Genomic DNA, 18,463 nt, shown 5'->3' with positions numbered 1-18,463 from the left:
ACCACCTGCAGACCGGCACGCCGTGATGACCGTGGATGCCGGCCACAGGCCCGCGCACCGTTACCGTCGCGCCGCCGCGACCGACTGCGCGCGCGCCAGCGCCCCCAGCGTGGCCACCGCCGCTTCGGCCCGCGCATCCCATGCATGACCGTAGTTCAGCCGGATGCAATTCCGGTATCCCTGCCGTGCGGAGAAGATCGGGCCGGGTGCGATGGCGATGCCTTCCGCCAGCGCCGCGCGATGCAGCGCCAGCGCGTCAAAGCCGCTGGCGAATTCGACCCACAGGAAGTAGCCACCGTCCGGCCGCGAGACGCGTACCTCGTCCGGAAAATGCTGGCCGATGGCGGTGATCATTTGCCCCTGCCGGGTCTCCAGCACATGCCGCAGGCGGCGCAGATGCTTGTCGTAGCTGCCGTGTTGCAGATACTCGGCCAGCGCGACCTGCGTCGGCACACCGGCTGACAGCGTAGTCATCAGCTTCAGATGGCGAATGGCCTCGCCAAACCGGCCCGGCGCCACCCAGCCGATGCGGAATCCCGGCGAAAGTGTCTTGGAGAACGAGCTGCAGTGCATGACCAGCCCGTCGGTATCGAACGCCTTGGCCGGCAAGGGGCAGCGATCGCCAAAGTACAGCTCGCCATACACATCGTCCTCGATCAGCGGCACCTGGTGCCGGGTCAGCAGGGCCACCAATGCCTGCTTCTTGTCCTCCGGCATGCTGGCGCCAGTCGGGTTGTGGAACTGCGTCATGAACCAGCACGCCTTGATCGGATGGCGCCCGATTGCGGCTTCCAGGGCGTCGAGGTCCACGCCGTCGACCGGGTCGACGGGGATTTCCACGGCCTTGAGCTTCAGCCGTTCCAGCGCCTGGAGCGCGGCGTAGAAGCCTGGCGACTCGATGGCCACCACGTCGCCCGGCTGGGTGACCGCCATCAGGCAAAGGTTCAGCGCTTCCAGGGCGCCGTTAGTGACGATGATGTCGTCGGTGGGCTGCGGCGCACCGGCGCCGAGGTAACGCAGGCCGATCTGCTGGCGCAGCACCGGATTGCCGGGCGGCAGGTCGTTGACGGAATACCACGGGTCCAGGTCCCGGCCGGCGCGGGCAAGCGACTTGCCCAGGCGATTCCACGGGAACAGTTCGGGCGAGGGGAAGGCGGAGCCGAACTGCACCAGTTCGCGGTCCCGCGCGGCCTCCAGCACGGCGAAAACCAGCCGGGAGATATCCACCTCCGTTGACACCTTTTGCGACGGGCGCGCCTTGGGCGGGGGCAGCGTACGGCCAGTCGGGCCTGCCACGTAGTAGCCGGACCGCTCGCGGGCGCGCACCAGGCCGCGTTCTTCCAGCCGGTAGTAGGCCTGGAAGGCCGTGGAAGGGCTCACGCCATACTGGGCCACGGTCTTGCGGATCGACGGCATCCGCGTGCCGGCTGGCAGGCTGCCGTTGCGAATGTCTTGCGCCAGGGTTTCGGCCAGGGCTTCGTATCGTTTCATGTGGGGGCGTTCGGGGGCGTTCCGGGTCGTGCTGGTCGTCTTGGGGGGGGCGGACAACTGATACGCAGAATTATTGCAGATCATGTGCTGATCCGATAACTCCGGGTGGATTTTCCGGGCTTCTGATCCGTATGAATCGCACGAGGCTGATTCTGTTCCCTCACGGTGCATCGCGGCATGATTGCGATATCTGCCGAAAGGCATGGCCACGACGGGAGCTCGCACGTGCATCCACTCAGACTGATTGCCACTGTCCTCTGGGGCTTCTTCGGCCTGCGCAAGGGGCAGGCGTACGAACAAGACCTCCAGAACGTGCGGCCGGTGCCGCTGATCCTGACCGGAATCGGCATGGCGGCGGGGCTGGTCGGATGCCTGGTATTGCTGGCACACTGGGCCGTCTCGCACGGCTGAGCTACGCTCATTCCGTGACCCGTGATGACTGCAGCGACTTGCCCCGACGGCCAACCTGACGCCAACCCTCACGCCCTCCTCATGCGCCCCTACGGCCGGTGGCTGTCAGCCGCCATCCTTGTCCTGACCAGCGCCGGCGCCCACGCGGCGGCGTCCGCGCCGGCAGACCAGATCGCACGTGGCCGGTATCTGGCGAGCATCGCCAACTGCGCCGCCTGCCATACACGCGAGGGCGGGGCGCCGATGGCGGGCGGGCTGGCCCTGCGCACCGGCGTCGGCACGGTGTATTCGACCAATATCACGCCGGATGCGGAGACCGGGCTCGGCAAGTATTCCCTCGACGATTTCGACCGCGCGGTGCGCCATGGCGTGGCGCGCGACGGCAAGCGGCTGTATCCGGCCATGCCGTATACCTCATACGCAAAGATGTCGCGGGACGACGTCGCGGCGCTGTATGCCTATCTGCGTGCCGATGTGAAACCGGTCCGCCAGACCAACATGGATGCCGACATGCGCTGGCCGTACAGCATGCGCTGGCTGCTGGTGCCGTGGAACTGGCTGAATCTCTCCGATCGCCCGGTGCGGACGGATGCGGCGAAAGGCGCGGCGTGGAACCGTGGCGCATATGTGGTGCAGGCGGTGGCGCATTGCGGCGCCTGCCATACGCCGCGCGGCATGCTGCACGGGGAAAAAGGCACCGACGAACGCAGCGGATATTTCCTGGCAGGAGCGTCCGTGGAGGGCTGGTCGGCCACCAACCTGACCGGCGACCAGATCACCGGCCTGGGGGCATGGTCGAAGGCGGAGATCGCCGAATACCTTCGGACCGGACGCAATGCCCATGCCACGTCATTCGGCCCGATGTCGACGGTCGTGGCTTCCTCCACGCAACACATGGCGTCCGACGACCTGGACGCCGTGGCGACTTACCTCAAATCCTTGCCCGGCGCCCGGGGCGAAGCCCAGCCGTTCCGTTACGACCCGACGATGACGACACAACTGGAGGCCGGCAGGTTCGACACCGCCGGATCGCGCCAGTACGCCACGTTCTGCATGCCTTGCCATCACGCCAGCGGCAAGGGCTTTGCACGCGTCTTCCCGCCGCTGGCCGGCAATCCGACGGTGGCCGACCCGGACCCGGCATCGCTGATCAACCTGCTGCTGGACGGCGCGGTGACCGCGCGTGTCAACACGGCACCCACGGACTACCACATGCCGGGTTACGGCTGGACGATGGAAGACCAGGAGATTGCCAACGTGCTGACCTTCATCCGCAGCAACTGGGGCAATCGCGCCAAGCCGGTCTCGGAAGGCACGGTCGCCGCGCGCCGGCAGGCACTGGGTACGCGTGCGCCCGAGTCGGCCAACGCCAACAAGCCGCTCTCATCCCCATGACCATCACTCGCAGAGACTTCCTGAACGGGAGCGCGCTGGCCATCGCCGCAGGCATGACGCCCGCCGGGCTGCTCCGGGCCGCACAAGCCACGGCGCCGGTCTATCCGCCGGCGCTGACCGGGCTGCGTGGCAATCATGCCGGCACGTTTACGCTGGCGCACAGTCTTGCGCGCGAGGGTGCGAAGTATCCGACGGTCCTGGCCCGCGAGTCCTATGACCTCGTGGTCGTGGGGGGCGGCATCAGCGGGCTGGCGGCGGCCTGGTTCTACCGGCGCAAGTTCGGCGCTGACCGGCGAATCCTGATTCTCGATAATCACGATGACTTCGGCGGGCACGCCAAGCGCAACGAGTTCACGGTCCGGGGCCGCACGCTGGTGACCTATGGCGGCAGCGCGGAGATGCCGCCGTCCGCCACCGACAATGCAGCGATGCGCGAGATGCTGTCGGGTCTCGGCCTGACGCCGTCGATTCCGGCGCAGACCCGCCCCGGCGACGGCTACGTCCGGCGCGGGCTGGGCAGGGCGGTATTCCTTGATGCGGAGCATTTCGGGCGCGACCAGTGGCTGTCCGGCGACCCGCTGGCCGACTGGATCGATGCCAGCAATGCCGGGGCGCCGACGTCTTCCGATGGATTGGCACGTTTCCTCGATGCCGCGCCGCTACCGGCCGCGGACCGCCAGGCCCTGATACGGCTGACGCAGGCGCAGGTCGACTATCTCTCCGGCATGCCACCCGAGAGCCGGTCGGCTTACCTGCGAACCACGCGCTACGCCACGTTCCTGCGCGACAAGGCCGGCGTGGGCCTGGCCGGCGTGCGCTTCCTGCGCAGCCGCAGCCAGGATGCCTACGCGCTCGATGCCGATGGCATTTCCGTGGCGCAGGCGATCGCCATCGGCCTGCCTGCCGGGGCGAACATGCCAGCGCCGGCGGTGGATCCGCGCCTTGGCAAGTCGCCGGCTTCGCGCCTGTGGTTTCCGGACGGCAATGCCTCGCTGGCACGCGCCCTCGTCAACAATCTGGTGCCCGGCGCGGCATCGGGGCGAGCGGGCGAAGGCGCCAATGCTCGCTTCGACTACAGCCGGCTGGATGTCAGCGGCAGTCGCGTGCGCATCCGGCTCAACAGCACCGCGCTCGCCATCGAGCCCGATGTACGGCTCACCCGCGTCACCTACGGCTGGCAGGGCAATCTGCAGCGCGTGGAAACCCAGCACGTGGTGGTGGCCGGCTACAACATGATGGTGCCGTTCATCCTGCCGACGCTGCCGGACGACGCCAAGGCGACGCTACGGTCCTGCGTGAAGGCGCCCGTCGTCTACACCAAGGTGGCGCTCGATCACTGGCGCGCGTTCGATGCGCTCAAGACCTGGCGCATTCACGCGCCAACCATGGCCTATTCCGATCTGTGGCTTGAAGCGGCCGGCGATCCCGGCGACCCGGTCGTTCTGCACATGCTTTACGTGCCGACCGTGCCGGACAGCGGGATGAGTGCACGCGAGCGCTTCCGCGCCGGACGGGCGTTCCTGCTGGGGACGCCATTTGATGCGCTGGAGCACGAGATCCGCGCGCAACTGGATCGCATGCTCGCACCGGGTGGCTTTTCCTCGGCGGCGACGATTCGCGGGATCACGGTGAACCGCTGGGCGCACGGCTACAGCTACATGCCGGGCAGTCTCTCGCCCGATGACGCCACGCTGCAGGCGGCGCTGGAGCAGGCCGGACGTGGCGTGGGCAGTATCCGCATTGCCGGCGCCGATACGGCGGGGAGTCCGTCGGTCACGGGCGCGGTGGAGCAGGCCTCGCGCGCGGTGTCATCGCTGACCGCTCCGGCCGCGTAGCGACGCCACAGTCAGGCCAGCCGTGCGCGATCATGCGGGGCCATGAAGTCCTGCATCGGTCCCACCGGCACGATGCCCGCCGGATTCAGCGTGAGATGGCTTTCGTAGTAGTGCCGTTTGACGTGTTCCAGGTTGACCGTCGGCGCCACGCCAGGCCACTGGTAGATATCGCGCACGTAGCCGGACAGGTTCGGATAATCGGCAATCCTGCGGATATTGCATTTGAAGTGGCCCACGTACACCGCATCAAAGCGGATCAGCGTGGTGAACAGGCGGATATCGGCTTCGGTGAGCACGTTGCCGACCAGAAAGCGGCGCGTCGCCAGATGGTTTTCCAGCCAGTCCAGCGTATCGAACAGGGGGGCGACCGCTTCCTCGTACGCCGTCTGCGAGGTGGCGAATCCCGCCTTGTACACCCCGTTGTTGACGTTGTCGTAGATGCGGGGATTGATTGCATCGATTTCCGCGCGCAACGCCTCCGGGTAGTAGTCGCCGGGAGCGGCGCCCACGCCGTCGAATGCACTGTTGAACATCCGGATGATCTCGGACGATTCGTTGTTGACGATGGTCTGGCGTTGCTTGTCCCAGAGCACCGGCACCGTGACGCGGCCCGTGTAGTCCGGCGCCGCCGTCGTGTAGACCTGATGCAGCACGCGTGCGCCGTTGACCGTGTCCGACGCGACGCCCGGCCCATCGGCAAATGTCCAGCCTTCCTCGCGCATCAGCCAGTGCACCACCGACACGCCGATCATGTCCTCCAGCCCTTTCAGCTTGCGCAGGATCAGTGTCCGGTGCGCCCACGGGCAGGCCAGGCTGACGTAGAGGTGGTAGCGGCCCGGCTCGGCGCGGAATCCGCCGGTGCCGCTCGGGCCCGGCGCGCCGTCGGCCGTTACCCAGTTGCGGAAGGCCGCGTCCCTGCGGACAAAGCGGCCGCCGGTGGAGGCCGTGTCATACCACTTGTCCTGCCAGTGGCCGTTGACCAGAAGTCCCATGATGCATCCTTGGCGATGTGAAATCAGATAGCGCCAGTGTGGACGATCCGCGACCGCCTGCCGTACGATTCTGCTGACCAAGACATTCGACAGGATTGAACATGTTGAGCGAGGACGAACTGGCGTTGCTGGAAGCCATCCGGGAGAGCGGCAGTTTGTCCCGGGCGGCCGCGCGGCTGGGCAAGGCGCCGTCAACGGTATCCCACGCCGCCCGTCAGCTGGAATCGCGCTTCGATGCCTTGCTGTTCGACCGGCGCCGCTACCGGCTCCAGCTCACGCCGGCCGGCCGGCTGCTTGCGCAGGAGGCGGCGCGCCTCATGGTGGATGTGTCGCGCATGACGCAACGCGTGCGCCAGATCGCGAGCGGCTGGGAAGACCGGCTCTGGATCGTCTCCGACGAACTGCTCGAATTCGAGCTGCTGTTGCCCGTTATCCGTACCTTCGACGGCCTGAAATCGGGCGTCGCGCTGCGTCTCACGACGGAAGTGCTCGGTGGCACCTGGGAAGCGCTCCGCGACGGTCGCGCCGACCTGGTGATCGGCGCGACTAACGAACCGCCCGGTATGCCCGATCTGCGCTGGGCCGAGCTGGGGGTGATGGAGTGGGTATTCGCGGTGTCGCCGCGCCATCCGCTGGCGGCGGTCAAGACGCCGCTGACGCGCGACCAGATCGCTGAACATCGCGCCGTGGTCGTGGCGGACACCTCGCGCCAGACGGCGGCACGCGGCTATGGCGTGGTGGGCGGGCAGGCCGCGCTGGCGGTACCCAGCATGCGGGCCAAGATCCTCGCGCAGCGCGAAGGACTGGGCGTCGGCTGGCTGCCACGGCAGCGGGTGGCCGGACTGCTGGCCAAGGGCGAGCTTGTGGAAAAGAAGACGGTGGATCCGCGCGAGCCTAATGTGCTCTATCTGGGCTGGCGGGGGGACAACGATGGCCGGGCCCTGCAATGGTGGCTCGATCAACTCAGCCAGCCGAGACTGGCCAAGCGCCTGGTCCAGGGTGCCGAGGTGCGCTTCTGACAACGCCAGCCGCGGCGATGGCACAAAAAAGCCACCGGTGACGGTGGCGGTGCAGTGCCTCTTAGCGCGTCGAGACGAATTTCTGCAGGAGCCGGCGGAATTCCAGGAATTCCGCCTCGGAAAACTCCTTCAGCCGCTGATTCAGCACTTCCGGCGCAATTTCGGGGATCTGGGCGGCGACGGCCTTGCCTTTTTCGGTCAGCGTCAGATTGACCACCCGGCGGTCATCGATGCTGCGGCTGCGCTCGAGGAGGCCTTTTTCCTCAAGCTTGTCGAGCATGCGGGTCATCAGGCCACTGTCGATCCCGAGCAGCTTGCTGATCTCGAACGGTGTGCTCGCCACGCCACGTGTCAGGGAGAGCAGGATGCCCATCTGCTGACCGTTGATGTCGAGCGGGCGCAGCGCCGAATCCATTTCCATCAGCAGGCTGTTGCGTGCCTTGTTGAGATGGAAGCCGATGCTCTGTGTGAGCTGAAAGTTGTCTCGTGTGTAGTGCTTCACTGCCGTTTCCTTGTGTTGCACTGAAAACTATTTGATAAGTCAGAAAGTGTCAAGACACCTTGGGGCGTCCTGCCACCCGAATCACTTTGGCGGGGCCGTTTGGCGGAGCCGCTTTCGTCCCGCCCGTCGCGCTCGTCACGCATCATCATCCGCAACGCCCCGGACTCCCACGGTGAATCCACTGCTCATCCATCGTCCTTCATCTGGCTCGGACGATCGTCGGACACCAGTCTGGCAAATTCTGCGCAGATTGAGAATTCAATTTTGTTGTTTGTCGATGTAGAAGGAATGCATTGCAAAGACTAAAACTGCCGCGCAGTACGAAATCCGGCCGGTATGGCAGAAATAATCGAGCATCCCAATGCAAATCGACGCCGCGCGCCGGTCGGGGCGCTGCAGCGTCGGCAACGGGTTGCAGTTTTCGAGATCGCCGGAACACCCTGCACGTGGCGGTGTAGCGCTCCGGTGCGCGGCCTCAGTTGACCGCAGGGAAGTCCAGCGTCGTGTCGTTGACGCGGTTGATCATGTTCGTGAACAGGATCGCGCTGATCGCCTGGACGGCCTCGACAACCTGACGGTCCGTGTAGCCGGCCGCCTTCAGGCCATCCACGCTGCTGGCCGGCAACGTGCCCCGCGTGGTCACCAGTTCCACGGCAAACCGCGTCAACGCATCGATCTTCGCGTCTTCCGGATAGTTGCCCTGGCGCAACTGGCGGGTCTGCTCGGTGGTATAGCCAGCCCCCTTGGCCATCAGCGTATGGGCCGCCAGACAATAGTCACACTGGGTGGCCTGGCTCACGGACAGGTTGATGGCCTCGAGTTCGCGTGCCGACAGTGTGCCGCTCTTCAGCACCTGGCCGGTTTGCAGCGCCTGGGCCAGTACGGCGGGGGCATTGCTGCCGATGGTTGCGTAGGCGTTCGGTACCTTGCCGACGGCCTTGCGGATGGCGCCGAACAGCTCGGCGGTCTGGCCGGTGGCGTCTTCGATGGCGATGGTGTGCAGGCGGGTGGTCATGATCGTATCTCCTTGGGGGTTCCGGTTAGCGGATTCGCCGGTGAGTGTGTGGCGCTTCCTTGGACTCAATGGTAGGTGTGGAGGCGATACGTATTGACTAGAATAGGTTCATGTTTTTGCTTATTCGTCTCAACTCTATTTCCACGCAAGGGTGACTCATGGATAGCGTATGGACAGCCTGAGTGAACTGGTCCGCCTGCTGGCGCCGTCAGGCACCGTGGATCTGCATTGCCGCGTGGCTGGCGCGTGGTCGGCGTTCAATGCGCAGGCCGCGCCGGGCCATATCCCATATCACGTCGTTCTGGACGGGCAAGCCGAAGTCACCGTGGGCAAGGATCGCCTGCGGGTGTCGGCGGGCGACGTGCTGCTGTTTCCGCACGGTGCGGCCCATACGCTGACCGGGCGACATGCGAGCAAGCGGCGCGTCACGGAATCGCGCCATTTCAATGGCGTGGTGACGGAAGTCACCGTTCCTGGCGCGGCCGCGCCGCTGGACATCCTGTGTGGCACCTTCGTGCTGGGCAGTGCCGCGGACATCCTCCTGCGCACGCTGCCGGAAGTGCTGTGCATTCCGACGGCCGATCCGGACCCGTCAGTCGCAAGCAACGATGGCAACGATCAGAACGATGGCAACGATGGCGGCTGGTTGCGCGGGTTGATCGGCATGATGCACGCGGAGACGGACCGTCCACGGCCGGGCGGGGCGGCGATCGTCGCGGATCTGTCCACCACGTTGTTTACCGTGCTGTTGCGCACGTTGATCGCGCGCGGTGGCGTGGCGCACAGCCTGATCGCACTGATGGCCGACGCACGCATGGCGCGCGCGGTCGAGGCCGTGGTGCGAGCGCCGGAGGCGCCGTGGACGGTCGACAGTCTGGCCGAGGTCTGCAATGTCTCGCGTGCCACGCTGGCGCGGCGCTTTGCCCAGCTCGGCGGCATCACGCCGCTGGAGCTGGTGACCACGCTGCGCATGGAGCGCGCCGCGCGGCTGCTGCGCCAGGACGGGCTGTCAGCCGCCGCAGTCGGCGAGCAATGCGGCTATGCCTCGCAAGCGGCGTTCGGTCGCGTCTTCACACAGCATTTCGGGATCGGCCCCGGCGCGTATCGGCGGCAGCATCGCGCGCAACGCGCGGGCGGGGCGCCGGCCGGCGCATGATGTTTGCCGGCGGTTAGCAATGGCGTGCCCTGTCTGTCCGAGTCGCCCAATCGGCACAACGCCGGCGCTGGCGCGGCCCCTCCGGCACTTGCACTGTTGGCGGCTGGAACTGATCGGGCGTGGCGGACTAGACTGGCCAGAATGACAGGTGCTTCACCGGAGGTATGCGCCATGGCCGCACGTTCCATCGCCTCGCTATCCATCAGCTTCGGGCTCGTTTCCATCCCGGTGAAGGTCTACTCGGCCACCGAGAGCAAGTCCGCGATCAGCTTTAACCTGTTGCACAAGGGCTGCGGATCGCGCCTGCGTCAGCAGTACATCTGCCTGAGGGAAGACGTGGTCGTGGAACGGGCCGACATGGTCAAGGGCTACGAGTTCGACAAGGACCGCTACGTGACCTTCGACCCCGACGAGCTGAAGGCGCTGGAAGAGGCGGCCGAGCAGACCATCGACATCGTGTCCTTCATGCCGGCCGGCGCCATCGATCCCATTTACTACGACAAGGCCTACTACCTGGGGCCGGACAAGCGCGGCGCCAAGCCCTACAACTTGCTGTCGGAGGCCATGCGCAAGACGAAGACCTGCGCGCTGGCCAAGTGGTCGTGGAAGGGCAAGCAGTACATGGTGCAGATCCGCGTGGGCGACGACGGCCTGATCCTGCAGCAACTGCTCTATGCGGACGAGGTGCGCGACATGGCGGACCTGCATGTGGAACGCACGGACGTGCTGCCGGCCGAACTGGCGCTGGCGCAGCAGTTGATCGAGCAGAACTCGGTGAAGGGGTATGACGCGTCGGCCTACACGGACGAGGAGAAGCAGCGGATCCTGGCGCAGATCGACAAGAAGATCGCCGGCAAGAAGATCACCGTGGCCGCTGAAGCCCCGCCGGCAACAGGCGGCGAAGTGATCGACCTGATGGAGGCGCTGCGCAAGAGCATCGGCGCCAACAAGCGGCAGCCGGCGGCCGGCAAGACCGCCGCCAAGTCCACGGCGGAGCCCGCGCCACGCAAGACCGCCAAGCGGGCGGCGGCGACGGTGGCCGAGGCGCCCCGGCGCGCGGCGCGCAAATAGCAGGCAAGGGGACTGGCGCGACAATGGAAGCCTATTCCATGCGGGATGTTCAGGCGCTGCTTGGCATCCCGCGTACCGTGGTGACCGCGATGATCGCGGCGGGCGTCATCGCTCCCCGGCGCGGCACGCGGCATGAGTACCGGTTTTCGTTCCAGGACATCGTGCTGCTGCGCACGGCGCAGTCATTGCGAGAGTCGCGCATTCCCACACGTCATATCACGCGGTCGCTCAGGCGCTTGCAGGGACTGGGCGAGGGGCGCCCGCCGACTGGCCTGCGTGTGACCGCCGTCGGTGGCGACGTCACGGTCCACGACCGGCAGGGGCGCTGGCATGTCGATACCGGGCAGTTCGTGCTGGACCTGGACGCGGCCGGCAGCGATGACGCGGCGGGCAGCGGTGCCGTCGTCGATCTGCGTCGGCCACGCAAGCAGGCGCCGCCGGACGACCCCGTCACGTGGTTCGACCACGCCGTGTCGCTGGAGCCGACCGATCCGGCCGGCGCGGAGGCGGCTTACCAGCGCGCGGTGACGGCTGCGCCCGACTACCTCGATGCGTGGCTGAATCTGGGTTGCCTGTTGTGCGAGCAGGGGCGATTCGACGAGGCCGTGACGCGCTACCGCGTGGCGCTGGAACACCTGCCGACGCAGCCCATGCTGCATTTCAACCTTGGCGTCGCACTGGAGGATGCTGGCGCCAGACGCGAGGCGCTGGCGAGCTACCACGCGTGCATCGACCAGGCCCCGGACTTTGCCGATGCGCACTACAACGCCGCGCGGCTGCACGAGGAACTGGGCGACCCGCATCGCGCCATCCGCCACTACAACCAGTACCGCAAGCTTGAGCCTGTGGTGTAGGCGCGCCGGCGGAGATGCCCCCCGTCAGGCCATCGCGCCTTGCCAGAGCAGCGCGCCGTTCAGCAGCACGATCAGGCCGGCGGATGCCCAGGCCAGCGCCAGCGCCACGCCGCGTACGCGCCATTCGCCCATCAGGCCGCGATCGGCACCAAAGCGGATCAGCGGCACCACGGCCAGCGGCAGCGACAGGCTCAACACCACCTGGCTGGCCACCAGCAACTGGGCCGACCCATGCTCGCCGAACAGCCAGACCGCCAGCAGCGCCGGTACGATGGCCAGCCCGCGTGTCAGCAGTGTGCGGCGCACGCGCGACATCTTCAGGTTCAGGAAGCCTTCCATCACCGCCTGGCCAGCGAGTGTGCCCGTCAGCGTGGAATTCAGTCCGCAGGCCAGCAACGCCACGGCGAACATCAGGCTGGCCAGGTCCGAGTGCAGCAGCGGGGCCAGCAGGCGATGGGCATCGGCCAGGTCGCTGACCTCGGTGATGCCGTTGGCGTGGAAGACGGCGGCGGCCACGATCAGCAGCGCCGCGTTAATCAGGAAAGCAAAACCCAGCGAGCCGAAGGTGTCGAGATTGACGCCGCGCAGCGTTTGCACCATGGCCCGGCGACGCGTGCCGGCGCTGCCTTGCCGGGGCGCGTGGCGGCGCACCAGCGACGAGTGCAGGTAAAGGTTGTGCGGCATTACGGTGGCGCCGACGATGCCCGCCGCGAGCCACACCATGCCGGCATTCCGCACCAGTTCCGGGGACGGCGCGAAGCCGCCGGCCACGGCGGCCCAGTCGGGCTGGGCCATCGCCAGTTGCGCGACAAAACACAGCGCCACCAGCAGGATCAGCCCGGCCACCATCGCTTCCATCGTGCGCTGCCCGTGACGCTGGACGGCCAGCATCGCCACGGTGGCGACGGCCGACATCAGCACGCCGACCCACAGGTTCACATGGAGCAGCAGTTGCAGCGCCACGGCACTGCCGACGACTTCCGCGACATCGCAGGCGATGATCGCGATCTCGCTGGCGATCCAGAGTGCCACCACGGTGCGCCGCGAAAACCGCTCGCGGCTCAGTTGCGCCAGGTCGCGCCCGGTGACCACGCCCAGGCGCGCGGCGATCCACTGGAGCAGGATTGCCACCAGGCTGGCGGTGGCGACGACGACCAGCAGGCTGTAGCCATACCTGGCTCCGCCGGAGATGGCGGTCGCCCAGTTGCCCGGGTCCATGTAGCCCACGGCCACCAGCGCTCCGGCGCCCAGGAAGGCGGCGCGCGAACGCGGGACGCGTGCCGCCGGAGCATCGCCGACGGTGGCAGGCGAGGCAGCGGGCAGGGCGGGGGTGTCGAGGGTCGGGGGCATGGTCCGGGGCGCGCAAATGTCTCGTACAGGTGGCAAGGCTGGCAAAGCCACCTATGCGAAGCATTGTGGGCGCGCCCGCCCATGATTCCCAATTGGATCTCGCTAATACTCCGATAAGCGCTGTCCGCGCGCCGCTCAGGCCGTCGCACGCCCCTTTGCCGGCGCGGCCTTCAGCCCGGCCAGCAGCTTGGGTGGGAGGAACGGCACCGAGCGCAGCCGCACGCCCGTGGCGGCGAAGACCGCGTTGGAGATCGCGGCCGGGATCGTCGCCGGCGCCATTTCCCCGGCGCCCCAGGGCGACGCCTCGGGGCGGTCGATCAGGCTGACCGTGATCCGGGGCACGTCGGGAAAGCGCAGGATCGGATAGCTGGCCCAGTCGAGCGACGTCACGCGATGCGCATCGAACTGCAATTCCTCCAGCAGCACGCGGCTGATGGTCTGGACGATGCCGCCTTCGATCTGGTTGCGTGTGCCGTCGGGGTTGATGATCTGCCCGCAGTCATGGCTGCACCAGACGTCGGTCACGCGGATATGGCCATCCTTCTTGTTGACGGCCACTTCCAGCACGGTGGCCACGTAAGTCCGGTCGTTGTCGTAGCGGACGAATGCCAGACCACGGCCGCGCACCACATCGCGCGGATCGCCCTTGCGGCGTATCGCGCGGGCGGTCTTCGCATTCCAGCCGGCCAGCCTGGCCACGTCCTCCAGCACGGCGCGGGCGCGCGGATCGGGCAGGTAATCCAGCCGCCATTGCAGCGGGTCCGCACCGGCCGCGGTGGCCAGTTCGTCGAAGAAGGCTTCGTTGGCAAAGGCGTTCTGCAGCCGGCCCGGCGAGCGCAGGTGCGCCGTGCGGAATGCGCTGTCGGTCAGCTTGTGGACCTTGGTGCTGACGTTGGGCAATGTGTAGAGGATGTCCGCGTTCTTCTGGATATTGCCGGTAACGTAGGAGGCGCGGGGAATACCGGACGTGATCGTCGCCAGCAGCGGAAATTCCTCGATGGTGCCTTTCTGCGCCGCCACGTAGAAGTCCGATTTCCACGCCAGCGGACGGTGCTGCGCGTCCAGGCCGCCCTCGAGGTCGATGGCGGTCGGCGGGCTCTTGGGGTCCCAGCCGTGCTCGTCGGCGCGCATCCATTGCACGCGCACCGGCGCGCCGGCCAGTTGCGAGACCAGCGCGGCATCGGCCGAGCAATCCTCGTGGCCATTGCGGCCATAGCAGCCGGCGCCGTCCAGATAGATCAGCCGGACGCTTGCCTTGTCGAGGCCAAGCGTGACAGCGATCTCCCCCTGCAGCGAGTGAGTGGACTGCGCGGCCGACCAGATCGTGCACTGGCCGTCGCGGAAGTCCGCCACGGCGCAGGCGGGGCCGATCGACCCGTGCGTATGCGGCGGAAACTCGTAGGTCGCCTTGAGCCGCTTGCTGGCGCCGGCCAGCGCCGTGGCGGTGTCGCCCTTGTCGGCGGCGGTTTCCACCTTGTTCACCGGCAACCCGCGCCAGTAGGTGTACATCTGGTCCTGCGGAGGGAAGTGCGGTTGGTCGTCCCACTGCACCTTCAGCAGGCGCGCGGCCTTGACCGCACCCCATTCGCTCGGGCTCAGCACGGCCAGGAAGTCCTGCTTGCGGACGATGCGCACGCCGGGCAGGTCGCGGATCGAGTTCTCATCGACGCTGACCAGCCGCGCGCCGGGTCCGGCCGGGCGGATGACCCGCGCATGCAGCATGCCGGGCAGTTTGAAGTCTTGCATGAAGGTGAACTGGCCGGTGACCTTGCCGGGGATATCGACGCGCGCCACGGTCTTGCCGACCAGCTTGCGGTCTGCTGGCGCCTTCAGCGGCACCTTGGGGTCCAGCGCCACCTCCAGTGGCTTGCCGGCGACGAGTTCGCCATAGCCGATGCGGCGATCCCCGGCACGCGTGGCGACGACGCCGTCGGTGACGGTCAACGCTTCCCGCGAGACGGCCCACTGCGCCGCGACGCGCGACACCAGAGCCTGCCGCGCGCTGGCGGCCGCCCGTCGCAGCGTACCGCCGCCGTCCTGGATCGTCAGGCTGCCGGCGGTCTGGCCTTGATCCAGCGTCAGCAGCGTGTCGCCCATGATCATGTCGACGTTGCCGAATGGCACGTCGAGTTCCTCGGCCACCATCTGCGCCAGCGCCGTGCGGGCGCCCGTGCCCAGGTCCACCTTGCCGCTATACACCGTCACGCGGCCATCCGGCGCGATCGCCAGCCAGGCATCGACCTGGCCCTTCACCGTGGACGCCTTCGTCACGGTCTGTCCGGCGGCATCGACGGCGGTCAGCGCCCGGGCACTGGCAGGGGCCAGCAGTCCCGGCAGCGTGAACGACACCACCAACCCACCCGAACCCTTGAGAAAAGTGCGGCGATCCATGGCTCAGGCCTCCTTTACCGGCGTGCCGGCGGCACGTTGCACGGCCTTGATGATCCGGGTGTGCGTGCCACAGCGGCACAGGTTGCCGGCCAGCGCGTCGCGAATCTGCGTCTCCGTGGGCTTCGCCGTCTGGGACAGCAGCCCCACCGACGTCATCACCATGCCGTTGATGCAGTAGCCGCATTGCGCCGCCTGTTCGGCGATGAAGGCGGCCTGCACGGGATGCGGGTGCTCGGGCGTGCCGAGTCCTTCCAGCGTGGTGACCTTGGCATCGCCGACGGACGACACGGGCAGCACGCACGACCGCGTGGCCGCGCCATTGAACAACACCGTGCAGGCGCCGCACTGGCCGAGCCCGCAACCGAATTTCGGGCCGTGCAGGCCAAGGTCGTCGCGCAGGACGTAGAGCAGGGGGGTATCGCTATCGACGTCGACGGTCCGGGTCTGGCCGTTGACCTGCAATGTGTAGGCCGGCATGGTGCTCCTCTGTTTGTCTTGTGATTGTCAGGGTGCTGGGGACGTACGCGCCCGCCCGGCACGGCAGCGGCATAGCGGCACGGCGGAAATGCCCATGCGGCGGCGCGGGGCGCAACAGGTAATCTAGGCGACGCACGGCACGCCGGACAGCCGTGGCCGCGCATCATTTCCACGGCATGGAAATCGATGCTTCTGGCCGGTGGATTTCTTCCTACACTGTGCGGATTCGATAACAGCCGGACCCCGATTGCGACAAGGCAACGGGCGTACCGGAGACTGCCGGAGACTTCCGCATGACCCGTTTTGCCCTCCCGCCCACGCATCCGACGGCGCCGACAGAGTCGACGGCATCGACAGGAGGCCCCGTGGATGCCCGCCGGCGCGTGCTGCTCAAGGCGGCGCCCGCCGCGCTGGCCGCCGGCTGGCTGCCATCGGCCCGTGCTGCCACGTACCCCGACAAGCCCTTGCGGCTGGTCGTGCCGTTCGCGGCTGGTGGCCCGGTCGATGCGATTGCGCGGCTGCTGTCGCGCCAGATGGGCGGCAGCCTCAGCCAGCCCGTCGTCGTGGAAAACCGGCCGGGCGCCGGGGGCGTGATCGGATTGGGGCAGGTCACCAGCGCGCCGGCGGACGGCTACACGATGGTGCTGTCGTCGATCCAGCTCGTCACCAACCCCGCGCTGATGCCGTCCGTGCCCTACGTGGCGGACAAGGACTTCGCGCCGGTGACGGTCGTCGGCTTTATTCCGCACGTGCTGGTGGTGCGCGCCGACGCGCCCGCCAGAACACTGCAGGAACTGGTGGCGCAGGCCAAGCGCGCGGGCGGGTCGATGAGCTATGGCTCCTCGGGGCCCGGCACCTCCGCGCATCTGGCCGGCGCGCTGTTTGCGGACCGTGCCGGCATCCAGGTCGTGCACGCGCCGTATCGCGGGGCTTCGCCCGCCGTCACGGACCTGCTGGGCGGCCAGATCCATTTCATGTTCCTGGACACGCCCACGGCGCTACCTTACCTGCGTGCGGGCAAGCTGCGTGCGCTGGCCGTGGCGCCGGCCAGCGGGGCGAAGGTGTTGCCCGACGTGCCGACGGTGGCCGCATGCGGCTATCCCGGCTTCGATATCCACGCGTGGTACGGCATGCTGGTGCGCGCGGGGACGCCGGCGCCGGTGCAGCAACGGCTCTACGACGAGATCCGCGCCGCGCTGCAAAGTCCCGCCGGCGTGCAATACCTGCACGAGCAGGGCATCGATCCCGGCGGCATGCCCCCGGCGGAGTTCGGCGCGCTGATCCGCAAGGATCTGGCGAGCTGGCAAGACGTCGTGCACCGCCTCCACATTTCCCTTTCGTAATTTCACCGTCTGCAACCCTAGAGGTTGTTTAAAAATGAAGCGAAGCGGTCCTGGCTAGGCGCGCGGCCGCAGACAGTACAAGTGGTACGGCCAGGCCGCGCAACGACGCCAGGATCTTTTTTAATCGACCTCCTACTCCAACTATGCGAATCGCCATTCCCGATGACTACCAGGACTGCGTACGGACCCTGGATTGCTTTGCCCGGCTGGCCGGTCACGATGTGACGGTCTACCACGACAACGTCAAGGACATCGACGCACTGGCTGCCCGGCTGGGCGATGCCGATGCCATCGTGCTGACGCGCGAGCGTACGGTCATCACCGCCGCATTGCTGGACCGCCTGCCGCGCTTGCGGCTGATCAGCCAGACCGGCAAGGTGGCGGGGCACATCGACCTCGCGGCCTGCTCCGCGCGCGGCATCGCCGTGGCGGAGGGCAGCGGGTCCGGCGCCGCGACGGCCGAACTGGCCTGGGCACTGATGCTGGCCAGCCGCCGGCATCTGGTGGCCGAGGTCAACCGCTTGCGCGCCGGCCAGTGGCAGGGCCATCTGGGGCAGCAACTGCGCGGCCAGCGCCTGGGGGTCTGGAGCTATGGCCGCATTGGCAAGCAGGTGGCGGGCTTTGGGCGCGCGTTCGGCATGAAGGTGTGGGTATGGGGGCGCGAAGGCTCCACCGCCGATGCCCGCGCGGACGGCTTCGAGGTGGCGCCCTCGCGCGAGGCGTTCTTTGCCGACAGCGACATCGTCTCGCTCCATATCCGCCTGACAAAGGACTCGGAGGGCATCGTCACCGCCGCCGATCTCGCCCGCATGAAGCCGACGGGATTGCTGGTCAATACGAGCCGCGCGGAACTGATTCCGCCCGGCGTGCTGGCCGAGGCGCTGCGCGCGGGGCGGCCGGGCTTTGCCGCCGTGGACGCCTACGAACGCGAGCCGGTGCTCGGCGCCGACGATCCGCTGCTCACGCTCAATAACGCGCTCTGCACGCCCCACATCGGCTTTGTCGAGAAGGATAACTACGAGGCCTACTACGGCACCGCCTTCGACAATCTCAACAGCTTCTTCGCGGGCAAACCGGTGAACCTCGCCAATCCTGACGTCGTAGCGCACCTGCGCGCCTGACCACTCCGCTTACGCTCCACTTGAGCTCCACTTAAGCTCC

Annotated in this window: 16 protein-coding genes; 9 read left to right on the top strand and 7 right to left on the bottom strand. The window is 67.3% G+C overall.

Annotated features, from left to right (window positions below; all coding sequences use genetic code 11):
• Positions 1-60: 60 nt before the first annotated feature.
• Complete coding sequence (locus BLR29_RS15570) at positions 61-1,491, bottom strand: aminotransferase-like domain-containing protein (protein WP_092137924.1); 1,431 nt, start codon at positions 1,489-1,491, stop codon at positions 61-63.
• A 225-nt stretch (positions 1,492-1,716) separates the two neighbouring features.
• Here BLR29_RS15570 and BLR29_RS15565 point away from each other — a divergent pair, with 225 nt between their 5' ends.
• From BLR29_RS15565 to BLR29_RS15555, 3 genes are all read left to right on the top strand, one after another.
• Entirely contained in the window at positions 1,717-1,902 is a 186-nt protein-coding gene (locus BLR29_RS15565; protein WP_092138242.1) for a DUF2970 domain-containing protein, read from the top strand.
• An 81-nt stretch (positions 1,903-1,983) separates the two neighbouring features.
• Complete coding sequence (locus tag BLR29_RS15560; protein WP_092137923.1) at positions 1,984-3,297, top strand: c-type cytochrome; 1,314 nt, start codon at positions 1,984-1,986, stop codon at positions 3,295-3,297.
• The gene (locus tag BLR29_RS15555; RefSeq protein WP_092137922.1) at positions 3,294-5,132 is read left to right on the top strand and encodes a flavin monoamine oxidase family protein; all 1,839 of its coding nucleotides are present in this window, start codon (positions 3,294-3,296) and stop codon (positions 5,130-5,132) included. The genes BLR29_RS15560 and BLR29_RS15555 overlap by 4 nt, the downstream gene beginning before the upstream one ends.
• A gap of 11 nt (positions 5,133-5,143) precedes the next feature.
• Here BLR29_RS15555 and BLR29_RS15550 read toward each other — a convergent pair whose 3' ends face one another.
• Entirely contained in the window at positions 5,144-6,124 is a 981-nt protein-coding gene (locus tag BLR29_RS15550) for a glutathione S-transferase family protein (protein ID WP_092137921.1), read from the bottom strand.
• Between the two features lie 101 nt (positions 6,125-6,225).
• Here BLR29_RS15550 and BLR29_RS15545 point away from each other — a divergent pair, with 101 nt between their 5' ends.
• The gene (locus BLR29_RS15545) at positions 6,226-7,143 is read left to right on the top strand and encodes a LysR family transcriptional regulator (RefSeq protein ID WP_092137920.1); all 918 of its coding nucleotides are present in this window, start codon (positions 6,226-6,228) and stop codon (positions 7,141-7,143) included.
• A 61-nt stretch (positions 7,144-7,204) separates the two neighbouring features.
• Here BLR29_RS15545 and BLR29_RS15540 read toward each other — a convergent pair whose 3' ends face one another.
• Together BLR29_RS15540 and BLR29_RS15535 are read right to left on the bottom strand one after the other, a co-directional pair.
• The gene (locus BLR29_RS15540) at positions 7,205-7,645 is read right to left on the bottom strand and encodes a MarR family winged helix-turn-helix transcriptional regulator (RefSeq protein WP_092137919.1); all 441 of its coding nucleotides are present in this window, start codon (positions 7,643-7,645) and stop codon (positions 7,205-7,207) included.
• A 475-nt stretch (positions 7,646-8,120) separates the two neighbouring features.
• Positions 8,121-8,660: a carboxymuconolactone decarboxylase family protein gene (locus BLR29_RS15535; protein WP_092137918.1), complete on the bottom strand. Its 540-nt coding sequence runs from the start codon at positions 8,658-8,660 to the stop codon at positions 8,121-8,123.
• 169 nt (positions 8,661-8,829) lie between these two features.
• Here BLR29_RS15535 and BLR29_RS15530 point away from each other — a divergent pair, with 169 nt between their 5' ends.
• From BLR29_RS15530 to BLR29_RS15520, 3 genes are all read left to right on the top strand, one after another.
• Positions 8,830-9,816 carry an AraC family transcriptional regulator gene (locus BLR29_RS15530; RefSeq protein ID WP_092137917.1) on the top strand — a complete coding sequence of 329 codons (987 nt, stop codon included), beginning with the start codon at positions 8,830-8,832 and terminating at the stop codon, positions 9,814-9,816.
• Between the two features lie 171 nt (positions 9,817-9,987).
• On the top strand, positions 9,988-10,887 hold the full coding sequence (locus BLR29_RS15525; RefSeq protein ID WP_092137916.1) for a non-homologous end joining protein Ku: 900 nt from the start codon (positions 9,988-9,990) through the stop codon (positions 10,885-10,887).
• Positions 10,888-10,910: 23 nt separating this feature from the next.
• Complete coding sequence (locus BLR29_RS15520; protein ID WP_092137915.1) at positions 10,911-11,741, top strand: tetratricopeptide repeat protein; 831 nt, start codon at positions 10,911-10,913, stop codon at positions 11,739-11,741.
• A gap of 24 nt (positions 11,742-11,765) precedes the next feature.
• On the opposite strand, the gene BLR29_RS15515 is transcribed toward BLR29_RS15520, so the two are convergent.
• The 3 genes from BLR29_RS15515 to BLR29_RS15505 all read right to left on the bottom strand — a co-directional run bounded on the left by BLR29_RS15515 (position 11,766) and on the right by BLR29_RS15505 (position 15,959).
• Positions 11,766-13,091 carry an Nramp family divalent metal transporter gene (locus BLR29_RS15515; protein WP_092137914.1) on the bottom strand — a complete coding sequence of 442 codons (1,326 nt, stop codon included), beginning with the start codon at positions 13,089-13,091 and terminating at the stop codon, positions 11,766-11,768.
• Between the two features lie 135 nt (positions 13,092-13,226).
• Positions 13,227-15,482 (bottom strand): xanthine dehydrogenase family protein molybdopterin-binding subunit, encoded by a 2,256-nt coding sequence (locus tag BLR29_RS15510; protein WP_092137913.1) that lies wholly within the window; start codon positions 15,480-15,482, stop codon positions 13,227-13,229.
• 3 nt (positions 15,483-15,485) lie between these two features.
• Positions 15,486-15,959: a (2Fe-2S)-binding protein gene (locus tag BLR29_RS15505; protein ID WP_092137912.1), complete on the bottom strand. Its 474-nt coding sequence runs from the start codon at positions 15,957-15,959 to the stop codon at positions 15,486-15,488.
• A 293-nt stretch (positions 15,960-16,252) separates the two neighbouring features.
• Between BLR29_RS15505 and BLR29_RS15500 the strand changes: the two genes are divergently transcribed.
• Together BLR29_RS15500 and BLR29_RS15495 are read left to right on the top strand one after the other, a co-directional pair.
• Positions 16,253-17,302 (top strand): tripartite tricarboxylate transporter substrate binding protein, encoded by a 1,050-nt coding sequence (locus BLR29_RS15500; RefSeq protein WP_092137911.1) that lies wholly within the window; start codon positions 16,253-16,255, stop codon positions 17,300-17,302.
• 143 nt (positions 17,303-17,445) lie between these two features.
• The gene (locus BLR29_RS15495; protein ID WP_092137910.1) at positions 17,446-18,423 is read left to right on the top strand and encodes a D-2-hydroxyacid dehydrogenase family protein; all 978 of its coding nucleotides are present in this window, start codon (positions 17,446-17,448) and stop codon (positions 18,421-18,423) included.
• The last annotated feature ends 40 nt before the right edge of the window (positions 18,424-18,463 follow it).

The organism is Cupriavidus sp. YR651, from assembly GCF_900101625.1.
Lineage (GTDB): Bacteria > Pseudomonadota > Gammaproteobacteria > Burkholderiales > Burkholderiaceae > Cupriavidus.
Note: the sequence above shows the minus strand (reverse complement) of the source record. Positions and strands in the feature narration are given on the sequence as shown.